This window comes from Catenuloplanes japonicus, assembly GCF_000717135.1.
In the GTDB taxonomy this organism is placed as follows: Bacteria; Actinomycetota; Actinomycetes; order Mycobacteriales; family Micromonosporaceae; genus Catenuloplanes; species Catenuloplanes japonicus.
Window position 1 is genome coordinate 109,940 of sequence record NZ_JNXY01000004.1, and the last position, 19,043, is coordinate 128,982.

Genomic DNA, 19,043 nt, shown 5'->3' on the forward strand with positions numbered 1-19,043 from the left:
TCACCGCGGAAGGTGCGGGCTGCCGAGCGGGATCAGCGGGGCAGCAGGCCCGCCACCAGCGCGGCCAGCTCCGGGTCCTCCTCGTAGCGGCGGCGGTGCAGCTCCGCGATCCGGGCGCCGAAATCCGGGTCCTCGTCGTCGGTCACGTCGAACTGCATGAACCGTTCCAGGAGCGGAAGACCCACCCGGTCGGTACGCAGGTGCGCCGGATGCACCAGATACTCCCAGTAGCCGTCGAGATCCTCGATGACGAAGACGCCGGTCCAGTCGAAATCGCCGCCGAAGTCCCGGCCGACCACGAACGACCGCACCGCGGGGATGACCCGGCCCTGCTCACGCAGGCACTCCAGCGCCTCCTCGATCTGCGCCCTGGTGACGCCGTCCCGGGCCTTCATCCGGATGCTGTGGTAGATCATCGTGCTCTCCTCGTGGCGGTGACGGTGCGCTGTCGCGCACGGATCGATCCTGGTCGGGACCGGGTCCGGGCAGCATCGGCAACGGATGCCTAGCCGGATCTAGGCATCGCTTACCGACGCGGGCCGCGTGTGCCGGCGGGCACGGTGAGGGCTCGCGTTCCACAGTCGTCGAGGAGTAGTCGCATGACCGTCACCGCCCTGGAGATCGTGCTGCCGGGCAAGGTCGCACCGCACGAGTTGCAGCAGGTCAACCGGCAACTGCCCGCCCCGGCGGCCGGGCACGTGCTGCTGCGGATGGAGGCGACCGGCGTCTCCTTCGCGGAGCAGCAGATGAGGCTGGGGCGGTACTACGACCAGCCCGCGTTCCCGTTCGTGCCCGGCTACGACGTGGTCGGCACCGTGGTCGAGACCGGTCAGGGTGTGGACGCCGCGATGGCCGGCAGGCGCTACGCCGCGGTCACCAAGATCGGCGGGTGGGCCAGCCACCTCGAGGTGGACGCGGCCGATCTCGTACCCGTGCCGGACGGTCTTGATCCCGCGGCCGTGGAGACCGTGCTGGTCAACGGCATCACGGCGTGGCAGATGCTGCACGGCCTCGCGAAGGTGCGCAGCGGCGGGACGATCGTGGTTCTCGGCGCGAACGGCGGCGTCGGCTCCACGCTGCTGCAGCTGGCCCGGCACGCCGGCATCACCGCGATCGGCACCGCGTCCGCGCGTCACCACGACCTCGTGCGCGCGCTCGGCGCGACGCCGGTCGACTACACCGATCCCGGCTGGCTCGGCCGGATCCGGCAGCTGGCCCCGGACGGTGTGCACGCGGTCTTCGACCACGTGGGCGGGCCAGGGCTGAAGCAGTCGTGGCAGATGCTGCGCCGGGACGGCACGCTCGTCTCGTACGGCGCCGCGTCCGCGAAGAACGACGAGGGCAACCCGCAGCTGCCGTTCATCGCCGCGTACGCCCGGATCAAGCAGTGGCACTACTCGCCGAACCCGCGCAGCGCCTACCAGTACAACTTCTGGGACGGGCTGAAGCAGCGGGACACGTTCCGCGCGCGCCTGCGCCGGGACCTCACCGAGGTGCTCCGCCTGCTGGCCGAAGGCGTGATCACGCCGCAGATCGCGGCGCGGCTGCCGCTCTCGCGGGCCGCGGACGCGCTGGTGCTGGCCGAGTCGCGCACGGTCGCCGGCAAGGTGGTACTGGTGCCCGACCCGACCGCGACGACGCGCGCGCTGGTCTCCGAGCCGGAGTCCGGCGCCCCGGTGCTGAGGACCGTGCACGTCCCCGCGCCCGGCGCCGGTGAGCTGCGGGTCCGCGTCACCGCGGCCTCCGTCGACCCGGTCGACCTGTTCCTGGCCGGCGGGGCGGGACGCGCGGTCTACGGGCTGACCGGCACGTTCGGGCTCGGCTCGTCGCTGACCGGCATCGTGACCGCGGTCGGCGACGACGTCACCACGTTCGCGCCCGGGGACCGGATCGCGGCGGCCCACGCGGACCTCTCCGCGCCCGCCCGCGGCCACGCGGAGGAGACGGTCGTCCCGGCCGAGGCCGCCGCGCCGCTCCCGGACGGCCTCGACCCGGTCGACGCGGCCTCGCTGCCGCTCAACGCGCTCACCGCGGCACAACTGCTCGACGTGCTCGGCCCGGCGGACGGGCGGACGCTGCTGGTCACCGGCGCGGCCGGCGGCGTCGGCGGGTACGCGGTCGCGCTCGCGGCCCGCGCCGGCTGGACCGTGACCGCGCTGGCCCGCGCGTCCGACCGCGGCTTCGTGCTGCGCGCGGGCGCCCGGGAGCTGGTCACCACGCTGCCCGGCCCGGTCTTCGACGCCGTGCTCGACGCGGCCGTGCTGGAGTCCGCCGCGCTCGGCGCGGTCCGCGACGGCGGTGCCCTGGCAGCGCTGACGTCCGCGCGGCCGGCGACGGCGGAGCGCGGTGTCCGGACAGGACTGGTCGCCTCGGTGCCGGACGGGCCGCGGCTCGCGGAGCTGCTGGAACTGGCGGCGGAGGGCGTGCTGGAGCTGCGGGTGGCCGGGCGGGTGCCGCTGGAGCAGGCCGCGACCGCGTACGAGGCCGTGGCCGCGGGCGGTCGCCGAGGGCGGTGGCTGCTTGTGTCCGCGTCGCGGTGAACCACGCCGCCGGGGCGCGGCCGGAAGGGCGCTGGGCCCAGAACCTGCGGCGGGCCACTATTTCGCGAAATTTCGGGCACGGAGTGCCCGTTGATCGACGCGGTCCCGTCGATCGAGGCAGGCCCGGCCCGGAGGCTCGGTAAACCGCCCGCGCGGCGCTACCTCACCCGCATCCTCTACCGTCGCTGGTATGCGCGCATACGCCGTCAAACCCGGCCTGATCATCGGCCGGACCGACGAGCACCACCGCGTCACCGCCCTGCTGGACGCGGCCCGCGCCGGTGAGGGCGGCGCGCTGCTGCTCACCGGCGAGGCCGGCATCGGCAAGAGCGTGCTGCTCGACCACGCGGCGCGGACCGCGTCCGGCTGGGCGATCACGCGCGTGTCCGGGGCCGAGTTCGAGCAGGAGCTGCCGTTCGCCGGCCTCCACCAGCTGTGCCAGCCGTTCCTGGGGCTGCTCACCGAGATCCCGGACCGGCACCGCGAGGCTCTGACCGTCGCGTTCGGGCTGATGGAGGGCCAGCCCGACCTGCTGAGGGTCGGGCTGGCCGCGCTGGAGCTGATGACCGCGGCCGCGCGCGTACACCCGCTGCTCTTTCTGGTCGATGACGCGCAGTGGCTGGACACGGCCTCGTCGAAGGCGCTGGTGTTCCTGGCGCGGCGGATCGGTGCCGACCCGATCGCCATGGTGGTCGCGGCCCGGTCCCCGCGGGCGCCCGGCGAGCTGGACACGCTGCCCGCGCTCGCGGTCGGCGGCCTGAGCGACGCGAGCGCGCGGGAGCTGCTGGCCGCGCGCAGCCCGTTCCCGCTGGACGAGCGCGTGCGGGACCGGCTGGTCGCCGAGGCGCACGGCAACCCGCTCGCGCTGCTCGAACTGCCGCGCGCCGGCGGTTTCGCGCCGCCGGACACCGTGCCGGCCCGCGTCGAGCAGGGCTTCCGGTCCCGGCTGGAACCCTTGCCGGAGGACGCGCGCCTGCTGCTGACGATCGCCGGCGCGGATCCGACCGGCGATCCCGGCCTGCTCTGGGCGGCCGCGCGGCACCTGGACCTGGACGTGTCCCGCGCCGGTGCGGACGCGGCCGCGACCGGGCTGGCCGAGTTCGACGTGCGGGTCCGGTTCTGTCATCCGCTCGCCCGCTCCGCCGTCTACCGGGCCGCGGCACCGGCGCAGCTGCGCGCGGCGCACGGCGCGCTGGCCGAGGTCACCGATCCCGTGCAGGCCCCGGACCGGCGGGCGTGGCACCGCGCCCGCGCCTGCGGCGGCCCGGACGACGACGTGGCCGACGGCCTGGAACGATGTGCCGCCCGCGCGCAGGCCAGGGGCGGTGTCGCCGCGGCCGCGGCCTTCCTCGAACACGCCGCGGCGCTGTCGCTCGACCGGGCCGCCCGCACCGCCCGGACGCTGGCCGCGGCGCAGGCACACGTCGACGCCGGCGGTGCGGACGCGGCCGCCACGCTGCTGCACACGCTGGACGAGTCCACGCTCGACGCGCACCAGCTCGCCCGCGCGGACGTGCTCCGGGGCCGGATCGCGTTCACCCGCCCCGGCGACGAGACCGGCCCCGCGCTCATGGTGCGCGCCGCCCGCCGCCTGTCCACATCGGACCCGGACGCGGCCCGGGAATGTCTCCTGGACGCGGTCGAGATGAGCCTGGTCGTCGGCCGCGCCGGTGGTCTGATGACCCGGATCATGGCCACGGTACGGACGGAGGCCCCGCCCCCGACCGCGCCGGACGTGCTGGAGGCGCTGACCGTGCTGGACGCGGACGGGCACCGCGCGGCCGTACCGCTGCTGCGCGGCGTCCTGCACGGCGACCCGGCTCCGCTCTGGGCCAGCCGTCCCGCGCTCGCCTCGATGATCGCCGGTGAGCTCTGGGACACCGAGGCGCTCGCCCCGATCGCGGCCTGGCTGGTGAAGACCGGCCGCGAGTCCGGCTCCCCGGCCACGCTCCGGCTCGGCCTCGCCCAGCAGGTCGTGGACGCGGTCCTGGTCGGCGACGTCGGCCGCGCGCTCGTCGCCGGCGCGGAGGAGGAGGCGATCGCGCAGGCCGTCGGCGGCGACCCGCTGCTCTACCACCGGCTGCACCTGGCGGCCCACCGCGGCCGGCGCGACGAGGTGCTGGCGCTGTCCGAGGCCGCCACCCGCGGCGCCGCGCACGTGACGAACCTGCACTGGGTGACGGCGGTCCTGCACAACGGCCTGGCCGACTACCCGGCCGCGCTGGCCGCGGCGCGGCACCGTGACGAGCTCTTCCTCAGCGGGCCCGTGCTGCCCGAGCTGATCGAGGCCGCGGTCCGCTGCCAGGAGCCGGAGATCGCGGCCGGTGCGCTGGACGCGCTGACCGCGCAGACGGAGGCGAGCGGCAGCGTGACCGGGCTGGGCGTCGCCGCGTACGCGCGCGGGCTGGTGACCGGCGTCGAGGACCACTACCGCGAGGCCGTCGACCGGATGTCCGGGAGCCCGCTGGTGCCGTACCGGGCGCGCGCCCACCTGCTCTACGGCGAGTGGCTGCGCCGCCGGACCCGCCGCCGGGACGCCGTGGTGCACCTGCGGATCGCGCACGACCTGCTGGTCACCACCGGTGCGGACGCGTTCGCCCGCCGTGCCGCCACCGAGCTGCGCGCCACCGGCGAGCGCGTGATGCCCCGCTCCGGGCCGGACTACGAGACGCTCACCATGCAGGAGATCGCGGTCGGGCGGCTGGTCGCGGCCGGCGCGACCTCGAAGGAGGTGGCCATCCACCTGTTCATCAGCAAGCGCACGGTCGACGCCCACCTGCGCAACATCTTCCGCAAGCTCGGCATCACGTCCCGCGCCCAACTCCGAGATCATCCGCACCTCTAGCTGCGTCTTCGAACGTGTGTTCTACTGTCGCGGTGGTAATCCTGCACGCGGACCTGGACTCGTTCTACGCGTCCGTCGAGCAGCGCGACGACCCGCGGCTGCGCGGGCGGCCCGTGCTGGTCGGCGGCGGCGTGGTGCTGGCCGCCAGCTACGAGGCGAAGGCACGCGGCGTGCGGACACCGATGGGCCTGGCCGCCGCGCGGGCGCTGTGCCCGGACGCGATCGTGGTCCCGCCGCGGATGAGCGCGTACGCCGAGGCCAGCAAGCGCGTCTTCGAGGTCTTCCGGGACACGACGCCGCTGGTCGAGGGCATCTCCATCGACGAGGCGTTCCTGGACGTGAGCGGGCTGCGCCGCATCCGCGGCGGCCCGGAGGAGATCGCGGCGACGCTCCGCGCGGACGTCCGCACCCGGGTGGGCCTGCCGATCACGGTCGGCGTCGCGGCCACGAAGTTCCTCGCCAAGGTGGCCAGCGGCGTGGGCAAACCGGACGGCCTGCTCGTCGTACCCCCTGGTGGCGAATTGGAGTTCCTGCACCCGCTGCCGGTCGAACGGCTGTGGGGCGTCGGCCCGGTCACCGCCGCCAAGCTGCGCGACCGGCAGATCCACACGGTCGGGCACGTCGCCCGCATCGGCGAGGCCGCGCTGGTCTCGATGCTCGGCGCGCACGCCGGCCGCCACCTGCACGCGCTGGCCCACAACCACGACCCCCGGCGGGTACGCGTCGGCACCCGCCGTGGCTCGATCGGCTCCCAGAACGCGCTCGGCCGCGGCCCGCACCCGCCCGAGCAGGTCGACGCCGTGCTCGCCGCGCTGGTCGACCGCGTGGCCCGGCGGATGCGCGCCGCCGGGCGCCCCGGGCGCACCGTGACGCTGCGGCTGCGGTTCGCCGACTACACCCGCGCCAGCCGGTCCCGCAGCCTGCTCAAGGCCACCATGAGCACGCGCGCGATCCTGGACACCGCCCGCCGGCTGCTCACCGACTCCCGCCCGCTGATCGCCCGGCGTGGCCTCACGCTGGTCGGCGTCGCGGTCGGCAACCTGGACGGCGGCGGCGCCGTGCAGCCCGAACTGCCGTTCGACGACCCGCACGACGCGGGCCTGGACTCCGCGCTGGACGCGATCCGGGACCGGTTCGGCGCCTCCTCGGTCACCCGCGCCACCCGGCTGGGCCGCGACCTCCACCAGCCCGTGCCCCTCCTGCCGGACTGAGTTCCCACCGTGGATGTGCGCCGAGCCGCTCTCCCTCGACGTCGATGTGCGGCAGCATCCTGTCGAGCCACCCCGGCACATCCGTACTGCGGCCGACGCCGTACTGGAGGAGATCAAGACCGTGGTCGGGATGCTGCGCGATCCGGGCGACGCCCACGGCGCCGAGCCGGTCGGCGGCCTGGAACGCCTGCCGGACCTGATCACCGGCCTGCGTGCCACCGGCTTCGACGTCCTCGAACAGCAGGACGGCAGCTCCCGGCCGTCGTCAATCTGGCCGCCTACCGCATCGTGCAGGAGACACCGTGTCCTGCTCGCCGCCGGCGGCGAGGCACTGCTCTCACCGCGCGCCACCAGCAGGCTGATCCACCGCATCCCGTCGCCGCCCTCGCCACCACCGCGCGAACTCGGCCTCGTCACCGCACGCGAGCGGGAGATCCTGATCCTGGTGGCCCACGAGATCAGCCCCGACGAGTCCGGGCTCTTGACCGTGCGACGCGAAACCGGCTCCTCGCGACGTGCGGAGCGCCAGCGGAGCCCGTCGCGAGGTTTGCCCGCGGGAGCAGCGCTGCCGGACCACGCCGGAAGCGGGAAAGGAATCCCGTCGTCACCGGCGTCGGCAACACACTGATCGGCATGCGGCAGCTGTGGCGGTTCGGGTATCAGGAGGCGGCGAGCTGCGTCTTCGCGGGCGCGGTGTTCGGGTTGCTGGCGGTGACGAGTGTGGTGCCGTTGCCGATCGCGCGGTACGACGCGTTGCTGATCGGGTGTCTGGTGCTGACCGGGCTGCTGTGGGCGCTGCGTGTGGAGACCGGGCGGGAGGTGCTGGTCATCGGGCTGTTTCACCTGGTCGGGCTCGCGTTGGAGCTGTTCAAGGTGCGGACGGGGTCGTGGACGTATCCGGGTGAGGCGTTCAGCAAGATCGGCGGGGTGCCGTTATACAGCGGGTTCATGTACGCGGCGGTGGGCAGCTACATGTGCCAGGCCTGGCGGCGGCTGGATCTGCGGCTGATCGGCTATCGGGTGTGGCCGACGGCCGCGGCCGCGGTGTTCGTGTACGCGAACTTCTTCACCCACCACTGGCTGCCCGACCTGCGGCTGGTCGGTGCGGTGGCACTGCTGGCGGCGACGTGGCGGACCACGGTCACGTTCCGGGTCGGGGAGGCACGATACCGCATGCCGCTGGCGGTGTCGTTCCTGTTGATCGGCGGGGCGCTGTGGCTGGCGGAGAACGGGGCGACGTTCCTGGGCGCGTGGCAGTACCCGGACCAGGGGGACGTGTGGCGGATGGTGCACCTGTCGAAGTTCGGGTCGTGGGCGCTACTGGTGAGCGTGAGCTTTGTGCTGGTGGCGGCGTTGAAGCGGTGGGAGGAGGGCTCGTTTCCGCGCGGCGTCCCGGTGGAGGCGCGAGAGACCGGCCGCGAGGCCGCTAGTGCGAAGCGCCCCGTGCTCGCAGGAAGCCGCAGAGCACCAGACCCCCGGCGAGCCCGGTGACCGCCAGCCCGGCCACGCGCACCGCCACCTCGAACTGGTGCGTCTGCGCGGCACTCCAATCGCCGGCGACGATGCTGCCGGTGAAGATCGCGGCCAGGACGGTGCCCGCGCCCGCGATCCCGACCCCGGTCGTCACCTGCGACGCCGTGTCGATCAGCGCCGCCCCCATCGTGGTCCGGTCGGCGGGAAGCCCGCGCATGACATTGGTCGCGGCGACGATCCCCACCATGCGCGTCCCGAACGCGACAAGGACCAGCGCAACGGCCACCCAGCCGTAGCTGTACGTGCCCAGCGCCGCGTACACCCCGAGGCCGAGCACGATCGACACCGAACTGATCCAGGCCGCCGCGGCCAGACCGGCTCGCGCGACGAACGGCGAGACCACCACCCCGCCCGCGAGCAGCACCACGACCTGCGGCAGCATGCCGAGCGCGGCCTCGGCGGCCGACCAGCCCCAGTCCAGCTGCAACTGCAGCGTCACCAGGTAGGTCAGCGCCGCCGTCCCGAGCCCCTGCGCCGCCTTGTAGGCCAGCCCGCTGGACACGAGCGGCCGGGCCACCAGCGTCAGGTCGAGCAGCGGATGGGCCGCCCGGCGCTCCCGGCCCACGAACGCCGCGGTGGCGATCACCGCCGCGGCCGCCGGCGCCCAGGCCCCGTGCTCGACGAGGAACGTGGGCGCGGCCAGCACGAGCACGATCGCCAGCGTGCCGAGAACCGCGCCGGCCACGTCGATCGGCGCCCGGTGCAGGTCCTCCGGCACGTCCGGCGCGATGCCCCGCCAGATCCCGGCAAACGCCAGCAGGGCGATCGGTACGTTGATCAACAGCAATACCTGCCACGGCGCCACCCGCAGCACCAGGCCGCCCGCGATCGGCCCGGCCGCGAGGCCGACCAGGCCGACCGTCGTGATGATGTTGAGCGCCCGCACCCGCCGCGCGTCGTCGTCGAACAGCCGGAACGCCAGCGCCATCGCACCCGGCGTGGTCATCGCCGCGGCGACCCCCATGACGACCCGCACCGCGATCAGCTGCCCGGACGTGGTGACGGCCGCGGTGGCGGCGCTGGCCACGCCGAGCAGCACCAGCCCCGCCAGCATCACCCGGCGCCGCCCGAAACGATCCGCGATCGCGCCGAAGAGCAGCATCAGCCCGCCGAAGACGACGGCGTAGGACCCGGTCACCCACTGCAGCGCCGACGTGGAGGCGTGGAGGTCGCGGCCGATCGCCGGCAGCGCGACGGTGAGGATCGAGTTGTCGAGCATCTCGAAGAGGAAGACCGCGGCCAGTGCGGCGATCGCCGGTGTTGTTCTCGTCATCTGCCCACTCCATGTGTCATGAAGTGGCAGAGCGTGGGGCTGCTGCGTGTGCGCGCTCGTCAGAGCGTTTTTCCCTCGCCCGGAACTGTACTACGCGCCGCCGATCAGCGCACGGAGCGCCGCCACGTGCCGCGCGTAGGCCCGCTTACCCTCGGCCGACAGGCTCAGCCACGTCTTGACCCGCCCGCGGCCGGTCGGCTTGGTCACCACCACGTACCCGGCGTCCTGCAGCACCTTCACGTGCTTGCTGAGCACCGAGTCAGCCACGCCGAGCAGGTCCCGCAGCACGCCGAACTCGGCGCTCGACGTCGCGTCCAGGAACGCGCAGATCCGCAGCCGGTGCGGCGCGTGGATCACCTCGTCGAACGGTGCGGTCATGCGGCCGCACGCAGCTGAGCACGCAGCGCCGCGTCGAACCGCCGGCCCAGCACGATCGTCCCGGCGAGCACGACCACGGCCAGGCACCAGACCGGCCAGTCCAGGTCCGTATAGGCGCCGATCAGCCAGCCCGCGATCGCTATCACGCCGACCATGGCGCCCATCGCGGTCGCCCACCGGCCGGCCACGCCCTTCGCGTCGGCGCCGGAGACCCAGACGCCGGTCATCCGCCGGTACGTCCTGGTCAGCACCACGCAGAACGCGACGAACACCGCCACCGTCGCCAGCCGCACCGCCGTGTTGCCCAGGCTGAGCCCGACCACGTAGACGGCGAGCGCGGTCCCGAGCGCCGGGTGGTACCACCACGGGGTGATCAGCCGGTCGGCCACGGCACTGCGGGTGTCATTGATCGCGGCAAGCTGCGCGGCAGCATCGTTTTCCATGACGGAAACTCAATCACATTCCGTCTTGGAAAGTCAACGAAGCAGCGGCAGGGCCTCCCCCGGCTCCGGCGCCCTCCGGCGCTCCAGCCAGAACGCGTAGCCCCGCAACTGTGCTTCGAGGCCGCCGCCCAGATAGCGCCGGAAGTCCCGCAGCCCGCCCGCGGCCTCCCGCTCGTCGGCGCGCTCACTCACCGCCCAGCGCCCCTCCAGACCGTCGATCCACGCCGCCAGCCGTCCGCGCGCGGCCCACCACTCCCTCACCAGGGCCGGCGTCCAATGCGCGTCACCGTCCGCCGCATAGCTGCGATACGGATCGCTCCACGCCGCCGTCAGCACCAGCCGGACCTCGGCCGCGTTCTCCGGCTGCCGATACACCACCTCCCCGCCGAAATCGTCCTCATAGACCACGTTCATCGGCGCCACTTCCCGCCCCACCCAGCAGGAATCCGTCCACGCGCCGTAGAACGGACCGGGCACGTTCCGCCAATCACGGTGCTCCCACAGCCCGCGCAGATACGCCTCCGGCGCCCCGAGAAGCCGCTCCGGAAGATTCGCCACCTCCAATCCCGCAGAGGCGGCCACGGTCGGCATCGGATCCCAATACGTCACGCCCAAAACCCTAGATCCAGCTCAAGATCTTGCTTGCCCGCTTCCGACGTGGTGCGGCAGCGCCGCTCCCGCGGGCCCTTGAGTTTGCCTGGGGGCGGCCCCAGACCCCGATCCCGCTCGCGCGACGGCCCCGGCCCGCGCCCCGCCGCCGGAATTCGTGACAACCGGGAGGCGACAACCCAGATCAGATCTAATTCCTTTCCCGCTTCCGGCGTGGTCCGGCAGCGCTGCTCCCGCGGGCAAACCTCGCGACGGGCTCCGCTGGCGCTCCGCACGTCGCGAGGACAGGCCGGGATCGAGGACCAGGCCGGGATCGAGGACCAGGCCGGAAGCAGCCGTCGGGCGCTCCGCGCCCGAAATTTCGGCATATATAACCGGGTCCGGGAGCACCGCCGTTCCCATTCGACGGCGAGACTCCCCTGCCGACTCTCCGTGTGCGCTCTCGGGTGGGCGGCAGGCCCGTCTTGCGGCTTTTGCACCACGGACAGGCCGCGGCTTCCAGTCGTGATCATGACCGTCTGTACGTTTTCCACGCTTCGAGTGCCTGAGACCGTGGAAACGTACATACGACCGTTGATCAAGGCTCGTTGCTTTCCGTGTTCGGGCGACATGACATGAAATATCCGGAATTCGGCCCGCCGCGCTGCGGGGCTTCGTGGTTCACAGCGTTCGGCGCGAAGGGGCGACAAAGGCGGACGGGAGCACGACGGACGGGAGGCCCGGCAGGAAGGCCGGGCCTCCCGAGCACGTGCCGAGATGTTACGAGACGGCCGTGACCAGCGACGGGGCAGGAGGCGGGGACGGCTGCGGGCGGGCGGGCCACCACGTCCACCGGCCGAGCAGCGTCAGCAGCGAGGGAAGGACGAAGGCGCGGATGATCAGGGCGTCGATGAGGACCGCGGTGGACAGGCCGACGCCGAGCTGTGTGAACTCGATGCCGTGGCCGAGGACGAAGACGCTGAAGACCGAGACCATGATGACGGCGGCGCTGGTCACGGTGCCTGCCGAGCCGGTGATGCCGCGGGCCACGGCCTCGCGGGTCGGGACGCCGTCGGAGACCAGCTCGCGGACGCGGGTCAGGACGAACACGTGGTAGTCCATGGAGAGGCCGGACAGCACGGCGAACGCGAAGAGCGGCACGAACGTCACGATGTGGCCGCCGCCGACGGTCTGGAAGACGAGCGTGATGACGCCGAACGCGGCGCCGACCGAGATCAGGTTGCTGACGGCGGTGACCAGGGCCAGCACCAGCGAGCGGAACGCGACCACGATGACGGCCGAGGTGGCCAGCACGATGAAGGTCACCACCCAGGGCAGCGCGCGGGCCAGGTTGTCCGCGTAGTCGACGGAGAGCGCGGCGTCGCCGCCGACCGCCCACGACGCGTCCAGGCCGCGCAGCACCTCCGGCAGACGTCTCCGCAGATCGAGAACCTCCTGGCGGGCCTGTGCCGACTCCGAGTCGACGTCCGAGGAGATCACCAGCTCGTGCACCCGGCCGTCGGAGGAGACGCGCGGCGTGCCGTCACCCAGCGTCCGCAATCGCGCCGCCACCTCCGTCGAGGCAGAAGCAGAAGAGCCCGCGGGCAGCGACACGACCACCACGTGGCTCGACCGCGCGTCCGGGAACGCGGCGATCAACCGGTGCAGCGCGGCCACGGCCGGGATTCCGCGCGGCAGGTCGTCCACGTCCGGATTGCGCGGCGTCATCCCGAGCGCGGGCACCGCCAGCAGGGTCATCGCCAGGACCGACCCCACCAGCGTCCACACCGGACGGCGCAGCGCGGGACGCAGCAACGCCGGCCAGAGGCGCGGCTCGCGGGAGATCCTGGACGAGGGCCGCATCCACCGTCCGAGCGCGGTGAGCAGCGCCGGCAGCACGGTCAGCGAGCCCAGCATCGCCACGGCCACGACCAGCGCGGAGCAGGCGGCGAGCGAGGAGAACGTCACGTCGCCGACCAGGAACAGCCCCAGCATCGCGATGATCACCGCGATGCCGGAGATCAGCACGGAGTGGCCGGATGTCTCGACCGCTATCCGTACCGCCGGGATGTGGCCTTGGGAAAGTGACTCCCGGTAGCGCTTGACGTAGAACAGCGAGTAGTCGACGCCGACCGCCATGCCCATCAGCAGCACCATCGCCGAGGTCGTGCCCGTGCTCGGGATCAGCTGCGACACCAGGGCGGACAGCCCGAACGCGGCCGCCACCGCGGACAGCCCGAGCAGCACCGGCACGCCGGCCGCGACCAGCGCCCCGAACACGACCAGCAGGATGATCAGCGTCATCGGCAGGCTGACCAGCGCGGCCACGTCGAGATCCTCGGTGCTCTGCGCGGCCAGCCCGGCGCGCAGCGACACGCTGCCGGTCTGTTCCACACGCAGGTCGGGGAAGTCGGCCGCGACCGCCGCGACCGCCGCCTGGAGCGGTGCGAGCCGCAGGTCCGCGGTCTCCGGGTCGCCGCTCAGCACGACCGGCAGCACGACCGCGTCGTTCGTGTCCGCGGTGACCGCGACGCCGACCTGCGCGACCTCGTCGAGCCCGCCCAGCCGCCAGGCCGCATCGGCCGCCGCGGCCCGTGCGGCCTCCAGGGACGGCCCGGTGATCAGGATGCTCTCGGTGGCCGCGGCGCCCAGCCCGGCGTCCCGCAGCATGACGGCAGCACGGCCGGCCTCGCCGACCGCGGTCTCCGCGGCGGTCACGGTCCGGGCCGGCACGAGCGCGCCGACGGCGAGGCAGGCGGCGACGAACGCGAGCCACAGCGCCACGGCTGTCCAGGGCCGGCGCGTACTCCACTGTGCGATCTGGTGTGTCTTCACGGCGTCGAGCCTTCCGGCCGTGCCGCGCCGGATCCTCACCCCGCGAGGCCTTTCCCCTCCCCCGCGAGAGGGAGAAACGTCTCCCGCGTCGGCGTGACGATCCTGGCGAACCGGGCTGCGAATGTTTGCCCTGCCGGAAAGAGCCAACCCCGAAGGACAAACCCATGAGACGGTACGGTTTCGCCGCCGCCCTGGCCGCGGTCACCGCGATCGCCACCGGATGCGCCGCCCCGCCCGCGCCGGTCGCCGGCGCACAGACCACGCCCACGGTCACCGCGGAGACGCTGGCCGCGCTGGCCGACTGCCCGGAGCTGCCCAGCCTGCCGACCGCACGCTGCGGCCTGATCACCGTGCCCCGCGACCGGACCCGCCCGGCGGCCGGCACGATCGACGTCGGATTCGCGCTGGTCCCGCACACCGACGTGTCCCGGCCGGGCCTGGGCACGATCGTGCCGAACCCGGGCGGCCCCGGCAGCTCCACGATCGACCTGACCGGCAGGTACTTCACGGACGCGCTCGCGCCGACGCTGGACCGGCACGACGTGCTGCTGATCGACCCGCGCGGCGTGGGCCGGTCGACCGCGCTGTCCTGCCCCGCGCTGGACGGCCCGGAGCGCGTCTACGCGCCGCCGGCCCGGCAGCGGGAGATGATCGGCGAGTGCGGTGCGCAGCTCGGCGACCGGGTGGCCGACTACGCCACGAACGCGGTCGCGGACGACATCGACACGGTCCGGGCCACGCTCGGGCTGGACCGGCTCGACCTGCTCGGCGTCTCCTACGGCAGCTACCTGATGCCGGCGTACGCCCACCGCTACCCCGATCACGTGCGGACCGTGACGATGGCGGGCGCGTACGCGGTGAACGAGGACACGACCGGCGCGGTCGGTGCGGCCGCGTTCCGCCGGGCGGTGGGCCTGGTCTGTCTCTCGACGAGGCGGTGCGACGGCGGCGCCGTGCTGGCCGACCTGGCCGCACTCGCGACAAGGCTGCGGCACACGCCGGAAACGCTGCAGATCGACGCCACCCACCGCGTCACGCTCGACGACTGGCAGCTGGCCTCCGTCGCCGGCCGCCTCTACTCCAACCGCCCGGACACCACCAAGCAGCTCGCCCTGGCCACGGCCGCCGCCGCAGCGCGGGACGGCGACCTGACCCCGATCCGGGACCTGGCCACGCAGAGCATCCTCGCCGAGGTGGAGATCTACTCGTACGGCCCGCTCGCGCTCTCCGACGCGCAGAGCTGGGCCACGACCTGCCACGACTACCTGCGCGACTTCGACTACGCCGACCCGGTCGCGCAGCGCACCGCGGACTACGAGGCCGTGCTGGCCGCGCAGCCGGACGCGGACTTCGCCCCGTTCACCGCGGAAGCCTGGTCGACCCGGGCCAACTACGACACCGGCGCCTGCCTGCACTGGCCGAACGACCCCACGGCGGGATCCCCGTTCGCCCCGGGCGCGGCGCTCCCGGACGTACCCGTGCTGGTGCTTTCTGGTGATCTTGACGCGAACACCCCGAGCGACTCCGGCCGGGCCGCTGCGGCACAATTCCCGCACGCGACGTTCGTCGAGATCGCCGGGGCCGGGCACACGCCCGCGTCCACGGCGGAGGGCGCCGAGGCGATCATCCGGTTCATCAACGACCACCGCTGAGGATCGCCATGCGTGACGACACACCCGCGCTGCGCCGGCAGTCGCTGCTGATCGCGCTCGGCTGCGTGATCGGGGACGGCGCACCGTTCCTGCTGCACGCCGCGTCCGCGCCGCAGCACCCCGCGGTCTGGATCGCCGGCCTGGCGATCGTAGCCGCGGACCTGGCGCTGGCGCTGCCCGCACGCACGGCCGGGCCGGTCGCGGTGCTGCACGCGGTGGTCCGGATCGGCGTGATGGCGCTGCTGTTCACGTTCACCGGCGAGCGCGACAACGGCATCGGCAACGCGACCGGCCTGGTCGTGTCCGCCTACCGGGCCGGCGCGTGGCTGCGCGGACCACGCTCGTACGCCACGCTGGCCGTGCTGATCACCGGCCTGTTCGTCACGCAGGCCCTCCAGGGCTTCAGCGCGACCGCGCCGAACATCCTGCTCACCTTCTCCAACACGGTCCTGCCGTGGCTCCTCGGCCGGCACACCACCGGCCTCGCCGGCCACATCGGCGACGTCCGCCGCCGCGCCGAGGAGCAGCGCAGATCCGCCGCCGAGGCGATGGAGGCGGAACGTACCGCCATCGCCCGCGACCTGCACGACACGATCTCGCACCACGTCAGCGCCGTCGGCATGCACGCCTCCGCCGCCCGGCTCGCGATCGGCGCCGGCTCGGCCCGCGTCACCGGCTCACTGCAGCAGGTCGAGACGTCCAGCCGGGCCGCACTGTCCGACCTGCGGCGCATGCTCGACCTGCTGCACGGCACCGACACCGACGGCGTGCAGCAACCCGGCCTCGGCGCGCTCGACGACCTGATCGCGCGCGCCGGCCTTGCGGTGCGCCCCCACCTGACCGGCCTGGACCCGCAGCGGTTGCCGGACTCGCTGAACCTGGCCGCCTACCGCATAATCCAGGAGATCATGACGAACGCGCTGCGCCACGGCGACGGCACGCTCGACCTGGAGATCATCCAGACGGTGGCCGGCCTGCGTGTGAGTGGCGCGAACCCGGTCTCATCACACCCACGACCCCGCCTGGGTACGGGTAGAGGCCTCGACGGCATCCGCCACCGCACCGCCATGTTCGGCGGCACCGTGGACACCGGCCCGGACGGTACCGGCCGGTGGCGTACCACCGTGATCTTCCCGCTCCAGGAGACCCGATGACCATCCGTGTCCTGCTCGCCGACGACCACGAGTTCTACCGGTCCGGTTTCCGCAGCGCGCTGGAGACCCAGCCCGACCTGGAATGCGTGGCCGACGTCGGCGACGGCCTGGCCGCCGTCCGCGAGATCGCGCGTCTCCGCCCCGACGTGGCCGTCCTCGACGTCCGCATGCCCCGCATGGACGGCCTGGCCGCGGCCGAGTCCGTCCTCTCCTCCGGCTCCGGCTGCAAAATCGTCCTGCTCACCACCTACGACGAGGACGGCTATGTCTATCGCGCCCTGCAGGCCGGTGCCAGCGGCTTCTGCCTGAAGAGCATGCCCACCGACGAGCTCCTCGGCGCCATCCGCATCGCCGCCCGTGGCGACGCCCTCATCGACCCGTCCGTCACCCGCCGCCTCGTCACCCGCTTCAGCGCCGGACTGGCCCCCGCCTCCGCTTCCGCCACACGCCCGCCCGCCGCCCTGGACCGCCTCACCCCTCGCGAACGCGAGATCCTCCTCGAGATCGCCCGCGGCCGCTCCAACGCCGAGATCGCCACCCACCTCTTCGTCGGCGAACAGACGGTGAAGACCCACGTCTCCCACGTCCTCACCAAACTCGGCCTCCGCGACCGCATCCAGGCCGTCATCTACGCCTACGAAAACGCCCTGCTCCCGCGCTCACCTTGACGACGTTCATGGCATGAACTATTTTCGTTCATGCCATGAACTACTGAAGGGTGGCAGCGATGAACACACAGATCGCAGTCTTCGGCGCGACGGGACAACAGGGCGGGGCGGTGGTCGACGCGCTGCTGGAGCACGAGGCGCGGGTGCGGGCTCTGGTCCGCGACCCGCAGTCCGGCCGGGCTCAGGCGCTGGCCGCCCGCGGCGTCGAGCTGACGGCCGTCCGGATCGACGATCCGGCGTCGCCGGCCGCCGCGCTGACGGCGGTCGACGGGTTCTACTTCATGACCCCGGAGGCGAACAGCCTCGACGAGGTCGAGGCGGAGATCCGCGTCGGCACCGCGCTCGTCGACGCCGCGGCCGACGCGGGCGTCCCGCACGTCGTGTTCAACTCGGTCTTCGGAGCGGACCGGGAGTCGGGCGTGCCGCACCACGACTCGAAGCACCGGATCGAGGAGCATCTGCGGAAGTCCGGCCTGCGGGCCACGATGGTGCGCCCGACCGCCTTCATGGAGAACTTCGCGACCGTGATGGCACCGAGTCTGGAGCATGGGGAGATCGTGCTGAGGCTGCCGCTGCCGGAGGACGTCGCCCTGAAGATGATCTCGATCAGGGACATCGGCCGGGTCGCCGCCGCGCTCCTGCTCGGTACCGCGGAGGCACCCGGCGGCGCCGTCGAGCTGGTCGGCGACGAGCTGACCGGCCCCCAGATCGCCGCGGCGTTCGGCGCACGCGCCGGGCTTCCGGCACGGTACGAGGCCCTGCCCCTGAGCGTGCTTCCCAGCGAACTCGACAGGGCGATGTTCCGCCAGTTCGCGGAGGCGGCGGCATACCCCTCGGATCCTGCGGTGGTGCGGGCGATCGAGCCTGCCACCCGGGACCTGGCCGAGTGGATCCGATCCACCGGCTGGGCCCCGCCCCGCTGAACGCCCGCGCCCCGGGCAGCTCACACTCAGCCCCGGCCGATCCGCGGCACGACAGGATCGATCGGCTGGACAGGGCTGTTCTCGGCCTCGAACCGCTCGGCCAGGGGGAAGACGCCGCCGCAGGCAGGACCGGCCGCCGGTGTGAGCGGCCGGTCCATCGCTCAGTGATCAGAACAGCCCGTTGCCGTGCGGGAGGTCGGTCCTGATCTCCGGGGTGAGGTCCCAGTGCTCGACGATCGTGCCGTTCTCGACCCGGAACAGGTCGTAGAACGCGGTCGGCGTCGGCCCGAACGAGCCCTCCGACACGGTCAGCACGAAGTTGCCCTCGGCGATCACCTTGTGCACGGTGTCGTAGACCATGGTGACGCCCTGCTCCGCGAGCGCGGTGAGGGCGGCGCCGAGGCCGTCGAGGTTGTCGCCGATGCCCACGTTGTGCTGTGCGTACGACTCGGTGCTCAGGTAGTCGGTCAGGGTGTCGACCTTGCCGCCCTTGAGGACGGTCTCGACGAACCCGGCGACCAGCTCGCGGTTGGCCTCGGTCCTGTCGAGGTCGGTGACCTCGGTCGGGCCGTCGGTCTGCGACCTGCCGGACACGGTCGTCTCCACCACCGGGCTCAGCGCGTCCCAGTGCTCGGCGAGCCTGCCGTCGGCGACCCGGAAGACGTCGAACGCGACCAGCGGCGCCGGCCCGAATCCGTGATAGGTGCCGTGCAACGCGACCAGGTCACCGTCGGCGATCACCCGGTGCAGGTCGTAGCGGAACCCGGCCGGCAGGCTCTCGACCAGGGCGCGCAGCCCGGCCGGGCCGTCCGCGGCCAGCGCGCTGTGCTGGATGTACGTCGGCGCCGCCCAGCGGTCGACCGCGCTCGGGTCCCTGTCCCCGAACAGCTGGCCCGCTGCTGACAGCACTGTCTCTTTGGCGCTCATTGACCCTCGTCCTTCTCGTTGTGGCCTTGCAGGTAAAACCTAAAAGCCCACCAGCATTCCGACGGGGTACGGT

General features: G+C 73.0%; 17 protein-coding genes. 9 read left to right on the forward strand and 8 right to left on the reverse strand.

Features of this window, described 5'->3' with window-relative positions; all coding sequences use genetic code 11:
* Positions 1–32: 32 nt before the first annotated feature.
* On the reverse strand, positions 33–416 hold the full coding sequence (locus OP04_RS07175; RefSeq protein WP_033338743.1) for a Dabb family protein: 384 nt from the start codon (positions 414–416) through the stop codon (positions 33–35).
* Positions 417–599: 183 nt separating this feature from the next.
* Between OP04_RS07175 and OP04_RS54545 the strand changes: the two genes are divergently transcribed.
* The 5 genes from OP04_RS54545 (at position 600) to OP04_RS07200 (ending at position 8,087) form a co-directional block, all read left to right on the forward strand.
* Entirely contained in the window at positions 600–2,540 is a 1,941-nt protein-coding gene (locus OP04_RS54545) for a zinc-binding dehydrogenase (protein WP_198153760.1), read from the forward strand.
* Positions 2,541–2,730: 190 nt separating this feature from the next.
* The gene (locus OP04_RS07185) at positions 2,731–5,385 is read left to right on the forward strand and encodes an AAA family ATPase (RefSeq protein WP_033338744.1); all 2,655 of its coding nucleotides are present in this window, start codon (positions 2,731–2,733) and stop codon (positions 5,383–5,385) included.
* Between the two features lie 32 nt (positions 5,386–5,417).
* Positions 5,418–6,596 (forward strand): DNA polymerase IV, encoded by a 1,179-nt coding sequence (dinB, locus tag OP04_RS07190; protein WP_033338745.1) that lies wholly within the window; start codon positions 5,418–5,420, stop codon positions 6,594–6,596.
* 13 nt (positions 6,597–6,609) lie between these two features.
* Positions 6,610–7,224, forward strand: a complete 615-nt coding sequence (locus OP04_RS07195; protein WP_033338746.1) for a hypothetical protein — start codon at positions 6,610–6,612, stop codon at positions 7,222–7,224.
* 5 nt (positions 7,225–7,229) lie between these two features.
* Complete coding sequence (locus OP04_RS07200) at positions 7,230–8,087, forward strand: DUF817 domain-containing protein (RefSeq protein WP_063746564.1); 858 nt, start codon at positions 7,230–7,232, stop codon at positions 8,085–8,087.
* Here the strand turns inward: OP04_RS07200 and OP04_RS07205 are convergent.
* The 5 genes from OP04_RS07205 to OP04_RS07225 all read right to left on the reverse strand — a co-directional run bounded on the left by OP04_RS07205 (position 8,023) and on the right by OP04_RS07225 (position 13,646).
* Positions 8,023–9,402: an MFS transporter gene (locus OP04_RS07205; protein ID WP_033338747.1), complete on the reverse strand. Its 1,380-nt coding sequence runs from the start codon at positions 9,400–9,402 to the stop codon at positions 8,023–8,025. The genes OP04_RS07200 and OP04_RS07205 overlap by 65 nt on opposite strands.
* Positions 9,403–9,492: 90 nt before the next feature.
* Complete coding sequence (locus OP04_RS07210; protein WP_033338748.1) at positions 9,493–9,780, reverse strand: transcriptional regulator; 288 nt, start codon at positions 9,778–9,780, stop codon at positions 9,493–9,495.
* The gene (locus OP04_RS07215; protein WP_033338749.1) at positions 9,777–10,223 is read right to left on the reverse strand and encodes a hypothetical protein; all 447 of its coding nucleotides are present in this window, start codon (positions 10,221–10,223) and stop codon (positions 9,777–9,779) included. Before OP04_RS07215 ends, OP04_RS07210 begins: the two co-directional genes overlap by 4 nt.
* A gap of 33 nt (positions 10,224–10,256) precedes the next feature.
* On the reverse strand, positions 10,257–10,832 hold the full coding sequence (locus OP04_RS07220; RefSeq protein ID WP_198153761.1) for a ferredoxin: 576 nt from the start codon (positions 10,830–10,832) through the stop codon (positions 10,257–10,259).
* A gap of 759 nt (positions 10,833–11,591) precedes the next feature.
* Positions 11,592–13,646 (reverse strand): MMPL family transporter, encoded by a 2,055-nt coding sequence (locus tag OP04_RS07225; protein WP_033338751.1) that lies wholly within the window; start codon positions 13,644–13,646, stop codon positions 11,592–11,594.
* 164 nt (positions 13,647–13,810) lie between these two features.
* Between OP04_RS07225 and OP04_RS07230 the strand changes: the two genes are divergently transcribed.
* From OP04_RS07230 to OP04_RS07245, 4 genes are read left to right on the forward strand one after another with little or no spacing between them, the layout of a single operon-like run.
* The gene (locus tag OP04_RS07230) at positions 13,811–15,298 is read left to right on the forward strand and encodes an alpha/beta hydrolase (RefSeq protein ID WP_033338752.1); all 1,488 of its coding nucleotides are present in this window, start codon (positions 13,811–13,813) and stop codon (positions 15,296–15,298) included.
* An 8-nt stretch (positions 15,299–15,306) separates the two neighbouring features.
* On the forward strand, positions 15,307–16,452 hold the full coding sequence (locus OP04_RS07235; RefSeq protein WP_033338753.1) for a sensor histidine kinase: 1,146 nt from the start codon (positions 15,307–15,309) through the stop codon (positions 16,450–16,452).
* Positions 16,449–17,120 carry a response regulator gene (locus OP04_RS07240; RefSeq protein WP_033338754.1) on the forward strand — a complete coding sequence of 224 codons (672 nt, stop codon included), beginning with the start codon at positions 16,449–16,451 and terminating at the stop codon, positions 17,118–17,120. Before OP04_RS07235 ends, OP04_RS07240 begins: the two co-directional genes overlap by 4 nt.
* A 59-nt stretch (positions 17,121–17,179) precedes the next feature.
* Positions 17,180–18,043 (forward strand): NmrA/HSCARG family protein, encoded by an 864-nt coding sequence (locus tag OP04_RS07245; RefSeq protein ID WP_033338755.1) that lies wholly within the window; start codon positions 17,180–17,182, stop codon positions 18,041–18,043.
* 26 nt (positions 18,044–18,069) lie between these two features.
* On the opposite strand, the gene OP04_RS56400 is transcribed toward OP04_RS07245, so the two are convergent.
* On the reverse strand, positions 18,070–18,201 hold the full coding sequence (locus tag OP04_RS56400; RefSeq protein WP_269746666.1) for a hypothetical protein: 132 nt from the start codon (positions 18,199–18,201) through the stop codon (positions 18,070–18,072).
* 10 nt (positions 18,202–18,211) lie between these two features.
* Positions 18,212–18,970 (reverse strand): nuclear transport factor 2 family protein, encoded by a 759-nt coding sequence (locus OP04_RS07250; protein WP_033338756.1) that lies wholly within the window; start codon positions 18,968–18,970, stop codon positions 18,212–18,214.
* Positions 18,971–19,043: the final 73 nt, after the last annotated feature.